The 9,522-nt window shown below is 68.1% G+C and carries 9 protein-coding genes; 3 read left to right on the top strand and 6 right to left on the bottom strand.

What is annotated here, in order from left to right:
* Positions 1 to 118 precede the first annotated feature (118 nt).
* On the bottom strand, positions 119 to 379 hold the full coding sequence (rpsT, locus tag ACYQ2W_RS09470) for a 30S ribosomal protein S20 (protein WP_459865623.1): 261 nt from the start codon (positions 377 to 379) through the stop codon (positions 119 to 121).
* 142 nt (positions 380 to 521) lie between these two features.
* On the opposite strand from rpsT, the gene murJ reads away from it, so the two are divergent.
* The gene (gene murJ, locus ACYQ2W_RS09465) at positions 522 to 2,093 is read left to right on the top strand and encodes a murein biosynthesis integral membrane protein MurJ (protein WP_459865621.1); all 1,572 of its coding nucleotides are present in this window, start codon (positions 522 to 524) and stop codon (positions 2,091 to 2,093) included.
* On the opposite strand, the gene ACYQ2W_RS09460 is transcribed toward murJ, so the two are convergent.
* Entirely contained in the window at positions 2,038 to 2,256 is a 219-nt protein-coding gene (locus tag ACYQ2W_RS09460) for a hypothetical protein (RefSeq protein ID WP_459865619.1), read from the bottom strand. The two genes, murJ and ACYQ2W_RS09460, sit on opposite strands and share 56 nt — an antisense overlap.
* A gap of 10 nt (positions 2,257 to 2,266) precedes the next feature.
* On the opposite strand from ACYQ2W_RS09460, the gene ribF reads away from it, so the two are divergent.
* The gene (gene ribF / locus ACYQ2W_RS09455; RefSeq protein WP_459865617.1) at positions 2,267 to 3,190 is read left to right on the top strand and encodes a bifunctional riboflavin kinase/FAD synthetase; all 924 of its coding nucleotides are present in this window, start codon (positions 2,267 to 2,269) and stop codon (positions 3,188 to 3,190) included.
* Between the two features lie 150 nt (positions 3,191 to 3,340).
* On the opposite strand, the gene ACYQ2W_RS09450 is transcribed toward ribF, so the two are convergent.
* The 4 genes from ACYQ2W_RS09450 to ACYQ2W_RS09435 form a co-directional block, all read right to left on the bottom strand.
* Positions 3,341 to 3,760, bottom strand: a complete 420-nt coding sequence (locus ACYQ2W_RS09450) for a hypothetical protein (RefSeq protein WP_459865615.1) — start codon at positions 3,758 to 3,760, stop codon at positions 3,341 to 3,343.
* 11 nt (positions 3,761 to 3,771) lie between these two features.
* A complete protein-coding gene (locus tag ACYQ2W_RS09445; protein WP_459865613.1) occupies positions 3,772 to 5,418 on the bottom strand; it encodes a methyl-accepting chemotaxis protein in 1,647 nt (548 codons plus the stop codon).
* Between the two features lie 27 nt (positions 5,419 to 5,445).
* The gene (locus ACYQ2W_RS09440; protein ID WP_459865611.1) at positions 5,446 to 5,718 is read right to left on the bottom strand and encodes a hypothetical protein; all 273 of its coding nucleotides are present in this window, start codon (positions 5,716 to 5,718) and stop codon (positions 5,446 to 5,448) included.
* Between the two features lie 261 nt (positions 5,719 to 5,979).
* Positions 5,980 to 8,010, bottom strand: coding sequence for a thioredoxin domain-containing protein (locus ACYQ2W_RS09435; protein WP_459865609.1), 2,031 nt, complete (start codon positions 8,008 to 8,010; stop codon positions 5,980 to 5,982).
* 114 nt (positions 8,011 to 8,124) lie between these two features.
* Between ACYQ2W_RS09435 and ACYQ2W_RS09430 the strand changes: the two genes are divergently transcribed.
* Positions 8,125 to 9,333, top strand: a complete 1,209-nt coding sequence (locus ACYQ2W_RS09430; RefSeq protein WP_459865607.1) for a class I SAM-dependent rRNA methyltransferase — start codon at positions 8,125 to 8,127, stop codon at positions 9,331 to 9,333.
* Positions 9,334 to 9,522 lie beyond the last annotated feature (189 nt).

Below are 9,522 nucleotides of genomic sequence, written 5' to 3'. Positions count from 1 at the left end.
CTAGGTTTGGGCTTTCCTACTACTCCCCGACCCCCCCCCCCCCCCCCCGCGGAAGCCGACACAAAAAAAGCCGCTCATGTGAGCGGCTTTTTTCCGGGAGTGCCCGCTAAGGCGTCTCTTACATCGCCTTGATGTGGGCGCTGAGACGGCTCTTGTGGCGGGCGGCCTTGTTCTTGTGGATCAGGCCCTTGCCGACGGCGCTGTCGATCACCGGCACGGCGCTCTTGTAGGCGGACTCGGCGGAGGCCTTGTCGCCGGTGGCGACGGCCTTCACCACCTTCTTGATGTAGGTGCGCAACATGGAGCGCTGAGCGGCGTTGTGCTGGCGGTGCTTCTCCGCCTGACGGGCGCGCTTCCTCGCTTGAGCGGAATTAGCCAAGGTCGTTACTCCCAAATGAAAGTTGGTCATGAAAAAGAGAGGCGGTAAGTATCCGGATTTCGCGCACGATGTCAATAGCCGCAGCCACGACATTCCTTTAGACTGCGCCGGTTTCCTGCCTCACCCCCCGGTGCGCCTGCCAATGTCGACCCGCCTGCTCAAGTCCACCGCCGTGGTCAGCGCCATGACCCTGGTCTCGCGCATCCTCGGCTTCGTCCGCGACATGGTGGTGGCACGGATGTTCGGCGCAGGCATCGGCACCGACGCCTTCTTCGTCGCCTTCAAGATCCCCAACCTGCTGCGCCGGCTGTTCGCCGAGGGGGCCTTCTCCCAGGCCTTCGTGCCGGTGCTCTCGGCGCACAAGACCCGCGAGGATCACGCCGAGGTCCGCGCCCTGGTGGACCGGGTGGCCGGGACCCTGGCGCTGATCCTCTTCGCGGTCACCGCCGTGGGGGTGGTCGCCGCGCCGATCCTGGTGTCGATCTTCGCCCCCGGCTTCATCGACGAGCCGGAGAAACACCGGCTCGCCGCGGAGATGCTGCGGCTCACCTTCCCCTACCTGCTGTTCATCTCGCTGACCGCCTTCGCCGGTGCGATCCTCAACAGCTATAGCCGCTTCGCCGTGCCGGCGCTCACTCCGGTGCTGCTCAACCTGGCGCTGATCGTCTGCGCCCTGTGGCTCGCCCCGCGGATGGAGCGGCCGATCACCGCGCTGGCCTGGGGCGTATTCATCGCCGGCGTCGTCCAACTCGCCGTCCAACTCCCCTTCCTCGCCCGCCTGGGACTCCTGCCGCGCCCCCGCTGGGGCTGGCACGACAGCGGCGTGCGCAAGATCCTCAAGCTGATGGGACCGGCGATCTTCGGCTCCTCGGTGGCCCAGATCAACCTGCTGTTCGACACCCTGATCGCCTCCCTGCTGGCCACCGGCAGCGTCTCCTGGCTCTACTACTCCGACCGGTTGATGGAGTTCCCGCTGGGGATGTTCGGCGTCGCCCTCGGCACGGTGATCCTGCCGGCGCTGTCGCGCAGGCACGCCGCCGCCGACCCGGCGGCCTTCTCCGCCACCCTCGACTGGGCGCTGCGCTGGGCGCTGCTGATCGCCCTGCCAGCGGCGCTGGGCCTCGCCCTGCTGGCCGGCCCGATGCTCACCACCCTGTTCCAGTACGACCGTTTCGGCGTCGACGACGTGATGATGGCGCGGATGAGCCTGATCGCCTACAGCCTGGGGCTGCCCGGCTTCATCCTGATCAAGGTGCTCGCCCCCGGTTTCTACGCCCGCCAGGACACCCGGACGCCGGTGCGCATCGGCGTCCGCGCGATGATCGCCAACATGGGGCTCAACGTCCTCTTCGTCGCCGCCATGACCCTCGGCGATCTGCCCGGCCCCCACACCGGCCTGGCACTGGCCACCGCCGCCTCGGCCTGGCTCAATGCCGGCTGGCTGCTCGCCACCCTGCGGCGCGACGGCGTCTACACCCCGTCGGCCGGCTGGCGCAGACTGTTTCTCCAGGTGCTCGCCGCCAACGCCGTGATGGCCCTGCTGCTCGCCTGGGGCAGCGCCGACACCGCGCAGTGGCTGCAATGGGACGCCACCACCCGCGTCCTGCAACTGGCCCTGTGGGTCGCCGCCGCCGCCGCCCTCTACTTCGCCGCCCTGTTCACCTTCGGCCTGCGCATCTCGCTCCGAAGAGGGTCCGCAAACGAACGCGAATGAACGCAAACGCGCAACACGGCCTATAATGTCTCCCCTCCCTCGCACCCAACCACACGGACTTTTTGGTCGGGTCGCGTAACGCCCATCGAAGGCAGCGCCCCCGAACCGGGCAGCGCCGCCCCCGACAACGACCAAGCCCCGACTCACCGAGCGACCCGAGCAAAAAATCCGCAATGGAGCTGATCCGAGGCCTTCACAATCTGCGCCCCCGCCACCGCGGCTGCGTCGCCACCATCGGCAACTTCGACGGCGTCCACCTCGGCCACCAGGCGGTGCTCGGCCAGTTGGCCGACCACGCCGACGCCCTCGGCCTGCCGATGACGGTGGTCGCCTTCGAGCCCCAGCCCCAGGAGTTCTTCGCCCCCGACAAGGCGCCGCCGCGGCTGACCAAGATGCGCGAGAAGGTGAAGGCGCTGCGCCGCTTCTCGGTGGAGCGCACCCTGCTGCTGCCCTTCAACCGGGCGCTCGCCGCGATGAGCCCGGACCAGTTTGTGCAACGGCTGCTGGTGGAGGGGCTCGGGGTGAAGTATCTGGTGGTCGGCGACGACTTCCGTTTCGGCGCCGGACGCAAGGGGGACTTTGCCCTGCTCCACGCCCTGGGCCGCCAGCATGGCTTCCAGGTGGCGCACATGCACACCTTCCTGATCGAGGACCGGCGGGTCTCCAGCACCCGCATCCGCACCGCGCTGGCCGCCGGCGACTTGGGCGAGGCGCAGAAACTCCTCGGCCGCCCCTACCGCATGTGCGGTCGGATCGCCCACGGCGACAAGCGGGGGCGCACCATCGGCTTCCCCACCGCCAACATCTTCCTCCACCGTATCGCCACCCCGCTCACCGGGGTCTACGCGATCGAGATGTTCGGCCTCGACGAGGAGCCGGTGCAGGGGGTCGCCAACCTCGGCAGCCGCCCCACGGTGGATGGTTTCAAGACCCTGCTGGAGGTCCACCTGTTCGACTTCGATCAGCAGATCTACGGCCGCCACGTCCAGGTGGACTTCCTGCACAAGATCCGCGACGAGCGCAAATTCCCTTCCTTCGACGATCTGAAGAACCAGATCCTGCTGGACGTGGAGCAGGCACGGGGCTACTTCGCCTGACGTCGCCTGCCCATCCGACGCCCATGAATTGCGGTGCTACCGGAAAGGATGGGAGAGGCACGGGCCGCCCTATGGGGCGCGCCGCTGCCGACCGGGGCACCGTTGCGGATGGATGGGAGCGGCTTGTCCTGCCTCATGCGGGCGAGAGGATCACCCCTTGAGGATGCAACGATAGATGGGATAGCGGTCGAGCCAGCGCCCCTCCTCGGGGCCGCGGCGACAGACGTCGAAAAGGTAGTGGCGCCCCAGCCGGTAGGGGGCGCCGGTGGCGGTGGTGCCCTCCACCTCGATGCGGAACAGCGGCACCAGGATGCGCTGCTGCAGTTGCGCGTCGTCGAGGGGGGTGCGGTTGATGGTGATGCGGCGCTCGGCCAGGAAGGGGGTATCGACGCCGCGGAAGACGTAGTCGAAGCGCTTCTCGCGGATCAGCTGCTTCAGCTCCGCCCGCTGCTCCTCTTCTGGCGAGAGCACCTCTTCCCCTTCGTCGTCATCGGACAGGAACCCCTGGGGGAAGCCGGCGGTCGGCCACAGCAGGTTGGGCAGCAGCAGGGCGAGGAGGAGGGGGCGCACATCCATCGTCGTCAGATGCGATAGACGCCGATCTGTTGACGCAGGCCGGTGGACATCTCGGCGAGCTGGCCGCTCAGGCTGGCGGTGGTGTCGGCCCCCCCGGCGGTGCGGTCGGCGACGTTTTGGATCGCCTGAACATCGCGCTCCATCGCCTCTGCCACCTCGCTCTGTTCGTCGGCGATGCGGGAGATCTCGCTGTTCATCTCGCGGATCGCCGCCACCTCACCGGTGATCGCCTCCAGCCGCACCCCGGCATCGCGAGCCTGCTCCAGGCTGCCCGCGGCGTGCTCGCGGCCGCGGTCCATGGCGGCCACGGCATCGGTGGCCCCCTTCTGCAGCCGCTCGATCATCGCCTGGATCTCCTCGGTGGAGCGGCGAGTGCGGGTGGCCAGGGTGCGCACCTCGTCGGCCACCACCGCGAAGCCGCGCCCCTGCTCGCCGGCCCGGGCCGCCTCGATGGCGGCGTTCAACGCCAGCAGATTGGTCTGTTCGGCGACCCCGTCGATGACGTCAAGGACGGTACCGATGGCATCGCTCTCTTGGGCGAGGCTGCGCACCGCGTCGTTGGCCCCCTCCATCCGCCTGGTGAGGCTCTCCATGGAGGCCAGCGTCGCCATCACCGCCTCGCGACCGCGCACCGCGTCGCCATCGGCCGCGGTGGCCCGCGCCGCGGCCTGGCGGGCGTGCTCGGAGATGCGCTCGACGGTCTCCGCCATGCGCCGGATCCCCTCCACCATGGAGCGGGTCTTCGCATGCTGCTCGGCCACCTCGGCACGGGTCCCCTCGGAGAGGCCGGCAACCCGACCGGCGACACCGGTCACCTCATCGCCGGCAGAGCGGAAGTTGGCGAGGATGGCGCGGAACTCCGCCATCAGGCTGGAGAAGTGGCCGGCGATGCCGGAGAGCTCGTCGTTGCCGTCCACCGGCACCGGGGCGGTGAGGTCGCGCTCGGCACGCACCCGCTCCATCGCCCCCTGGAGCTGACGCACCGAGCGCTTGATCCCCTGGGCGACACCGAAGGCGAGCAGCAGGGCGGCCGCGTTGGCAACGGCGAAGATGATCACCGCCAGGCGCACGTCGGTGGCGAGCTTCTCCTCGATCGCCGCCAGCGCCCGCTCCTTGTCGGCAGCGACCCGATCGAGCAGCTTCTTGAGAAGGATGGCGGGGACCTGCTCGACCCCCCGCATGTACTTGTCGGTGGTAATGTGGGGATCGGTCTCGGCCAGGCGGTAGGCGGTCAGCGCCTCGCGGTAACGCTTGCCGAGGCGGTGGTGCTCGCGCAGGAAGGCGCGCACCAGCAGGCTCGCCTCGGAACTCTCGCCGAGATCCCCCTCCAGACCGTGGGCCAGCTTGCGGGTCGCCTTCTCCTCCTCCTCGAAACGGGCGAAATATTCGTCGTACTGGTCGCCGACCTCGCCGCGCACCAGCAGGTTCTTCCACTCGATCATCTGCCGCTGGTAGGCCACCTGCACCCGTAGCGCCTCCTGGGAGACCCGCGAGGCGTGCTCCACCGCGTCGTTGCCGGCGAGATAGTTGCGGTGCTGGATCAGACCGAGCCCGATGGCGTCGAGGGCGATCGCAAGGATCACGAAGGAGAGCAGCCACACCTTCTCGCGAATCGAGAAGTTCAGGCTCAGCAGATTCCAGAGTTTCTCCATGGGATTGGGTGCTTCTTCCGGTCCGGGTCAGTCTTGATCGGCCAGCACCACCAATTCGGCGTGGTGGCAGGCCATGTCGTTGACCAGTTCGAGGTAACGGGCGTGATCGCTGATCCGCAGCGCCTCGCGCTTGGCGTGGACGCACTCGTGGGCCTTCTGTTCGAGCTGGGCGCGGGTGAGGTGGAGGATCTCGTCGGGCAGCCGCGCCTCGTAATCGCCGCCGGAGTGGTCGGTGGCCATGTTGGCGAAGGCAAGGAAACCAAAGCTGGAGAGGATAATGATGGCGAACCAGGTTTTCATGGACGCAATCCTTGGCGCGAGACGCGGGGATGCGAATGTTAGGGAGCGTCCGTTACGGATTGATGACCGGGCTTTGACCCTGCGGTTGCAGGGAGGTGAGGGGGAGGTGAGGAGGTTGGCGCAGGGGATTGATAGGGATCAGGTTTCGGGATGAGGAGGCGAAGAGGCGAAGAGGCGAAGAGGCGAAGAATTTTGAAGTCACACCCCACGATGTCAAGCACTTCCGGGCAACCGCCCTTAGCCCCTTAGCCCCTTAGCCCCTTAGCCCCTTAGCCCCTTAGCCCCTCCTTCCGCCAGCGCCTCCCGCAACGCCGCCGGCGACTCGATCGGCAGGTGGCAACCCGCCTCGTCGCACAGGTAGGCGACACCACCGGGGCGGGGCTCGTGGACCGCCAGCGCCCCCGGCAGGGTGGCCACTTCGGGGATGAAGAAGAGCAGCGCCTGCGACACCTGCCATGCGCCCAACTCGTGATGGGGCGCGCGAACGATCACCCGCGGCGGCGGGTCGAGCCGCTCTTCGAGGGCGGCGAGCAGGCTGCAGTGGGCGTGGGGCATCGCCTCGATGGCGGGCCAGGCGGCGCGCAACGTCCGCTCCGCGGCGTCGCCGTAGCGGGACTCATCGACCAGCCGGCCGAGTCGGCCGAGGGCGCGGGCGAGCACGCCGTTGCCCGCGGGGGTGGCCTCGTCGGCGAGCGGCTTGGGGCGCTGAATCAGCCGCTCATGGTCGTCGGCGGTGAAGTAGAAACCGCCCCGCTCGCGGTCCTCGTAGTGGACCAGCACGCTATTGGCCAGCTCCATGGCGAAGGCGAGATCCTCGTCCCTCCAGGAGGCGCGCAGCAGCTCCAGCAGGGCATCGAGAAGGAAGGCATAGTCGTCCAGATAGGCGCGGTAGCGGACCCGGCCATCGGCATAGACGGCGTGGAGACGCTGGTCGTGGTAGAGCTTGATGCGAATGAACTCCACCGCCTGGCGGGCCGCCTTGATGAAGCGCGCCTCACCGAGCAGGCGCCCGGCCACCGCCAGGCCGCGGATCATCAGACCATTCCAGGCGGTGAGGATCTTCTCGTCGCGCCCCGGCAGGGGATTGCGGCGGCGGCGGGCGAGCATCCGTTCCCGGGCATGGGCAGCGTGCACCTCCACCTCCTGGAGGGAGATGCCGAGCCGCTCCGCCACCATCGCCAAGCCCTCTTCGGCGTGGAGGTGCCAGCGCCCCTCGAAGTTGGGCGCCCCCTTCAAACCATACCATTCGGCGACCACCGCCAACTCCACCGGGGCCAGCAGCGCCTCCAGTTCCCTGCGCTCCCACACGTAATAGCCCCCCTCCTCCCCGTCCGAGTCGGCATCGAGGGTGGAGAAAAACCCCCCCTCTTCGGAGCACATCTCCTCCATCGCCCAGCGGCCGGTCTCTTCGGCGACCCGGCGAAACAGCGGATCGCCGGTCATCGCCCACGCTTCGGCATAGAGGGCGAGGAGCAGGCCGTTGTCATACAGCATCTTTTCGAAGTGGGGGATCATCCAGCGCTCGTCCACCGAATAGCGGAAAAAGCCACCGGCAAGCTGGTCGTAGACGCCGCCCAAGGCCATCCGCCGCAGGGTGTGCAGGGCCGCTTCGCGGTCGGCGCCGTCGGCGGCGTGAAGCAGGCGCCCGAGCGCATCGGGGTGAGGAAACTTGGGAGCGGCGCCGAATCCGCCGTGGCGCGGGTCATACTGCTCCATCAGTGCCCGCTCGGCACGGGCGATGGGCTCGCGCCGCGGCTCGCCGGGGACGCCGGTGTCGGCCAGCGCGTTCAGGTAGGCGCTCAGCTGCGCGCCCTGTTCGGCCACCGCCTCGGGCTGCTGCCGGTAGGCCTCGGCAACCCCCCGCAGCAGCTCGCGGAAGGCCGGCAGACCATGGCGCGGCTGGGGCGGAAAGTAGGTTCCGGCGTAGATCGGCAGGTGCTCCCCGGGGGTGAGAAAAAGAGTCAGCGGCCAACCACCGGGTCGGCGATTGAGCAGTTGATGGGCGGTCTGGTAGATGCGATCGAGGTCGGGACGCTCCTCGCGGTCCACCTTGATGTTGACGAAATGGTCGTTCATCACCGCCGCGGTCGCCTCGTCCTCGAAGGATTCGTGGGCCATCACGTGACACCAGTGACAGGCGGAGTAGCCGATGGAGAGGAGGATCGGCCGATCCTCGCGACGGGCGCGCTCCAGCGCCTCCTCGTCCCACGGCTGCCAAGCCACCGGGTTGTCGGCATGCTGCTGAAGGTAGGGGCTGCTCTCGGCGGCGAGCCGGTTGACGAGCGAAGGCATGGGACGAACCCTCTCGAATGACATAGCGTTAGTGTCAACCATAGCCCCGCCCGCCCCTTTTGTCAGTCACACGCTTGACGTATCCTTCCCGCCCCTTCCCCCGGAGCCCGCACCATGACCCACACCGCCTCCGCCCTGCCGCCGCTGCGGCTGAAGAAGAACGAGGAGCGCCGGCTGCGCGGCGGCCATCTGTGGGTCTACAGCAACGAGGTGGATACCGCGGCGACCCCCTTGAAGGACTTCGTGCCCGGCGACCCGGTGGAGATCCAGGCCCACAACGGGCGCCCGCTGGGCATCGGCTACGTCCACCCCCACGCCCTGCTCTGCGCCCGCCTGATCGGCCGCGACCTGGACCACCCCGTGGACCGCTCGCTGATCGTCCACCGCTTGAAGATCGCGCTGTCGCTGCGCGAGCGGCTCTATCCCGGCCCGTGGTATCGGCTGGTCTACGGCGAGAGCGACGGGCTTCCGGGGTTGGTGGTGGATCGATTCGGCGAGGTGGCGGTGGTGCAGATCACCACCGCCGGCATGGAGCGCCTGCGCGAGGAGGTGGTGGCGGCGGTGGAGAAGGTGCTCACCCCGGCGACGATCATCCTGCGCAACGATATCGGCTCGCGGGCGGCGGAGGGGCTACCCGCCTACGTGGAAACGGCGCTCGGAGAAACTCCGCGGTGGCTGGAACTGGAGGAGAACGGCTGCCGCTTCCGCGCCCCCGCCCACGCCGGCCAGAAGACCGGCTGGTTCTACGACCAACGGGAAAACCGTGCGCGGATCGCCCGCTACGTGAAAGGGATGCGGGTGCTGGACCTGTTCAGCTACAGCGGCGGCTGGGGGGTGCAGGCGGCGCACTTCGGGGCGAAACGGGTGGTCTGTGTCGACGCCTCCAGACCGGCCCTCGAACAGTTGCAGGAGAACGCCGACCTGAACGGGGTTGCCGACCGGGTGGAAGCACTCCACGGGGATGTCTTCGACGCCCTGAAAACGCTGAAGGCCGACAACGAACAGTTCGACGTGGTGATCTGCGACCCCCCGGCCTTCATCAAACGGAAGAAGGATCTGAAGGAGGGGCTGGCCGCCTATCAGCGGGTCAACCAGATGGCGATCCAGTTGCTCGACCGCGACGCGATCCTCGTCTCCGCATCCTGCTCCTTCCACCTCAAGCGCGAACAGTTGCTCCATGCGGTGGCCTCCGGCGCCCACCACCTGGGGCGACAGGTGCAGATCCTCGAACAGGGGCAACAGGGGGCGGACCACCCGGTCCACCCCCACATCCCCGAGACCGAATACATCAAGGCCTACTTCGCCCGCGTGCTGCCTCGCTGAGCGACGGTGCCGCAAACGCGGAGGCCGTGGATTGGCGCAGACTGTTTCCACCTGGTCGCAGCGCCGATCCGCGGTCAACGATGATTCTGAGCCTGCGGGTGGATAAGCGGCAGCGCATCCACCAAAACGGGGGCAGCTACCGCCCGGCAGGGATCGTCCCCATCCGATCAGAGCCCGGCGGATGCGCCA

Source organism: Endothiovibrio diazotrophicus (genome assembly GCF_054657215.1).
This window is presented reverse-complemented; position numbering and strand designations above follow the sequence as displayed.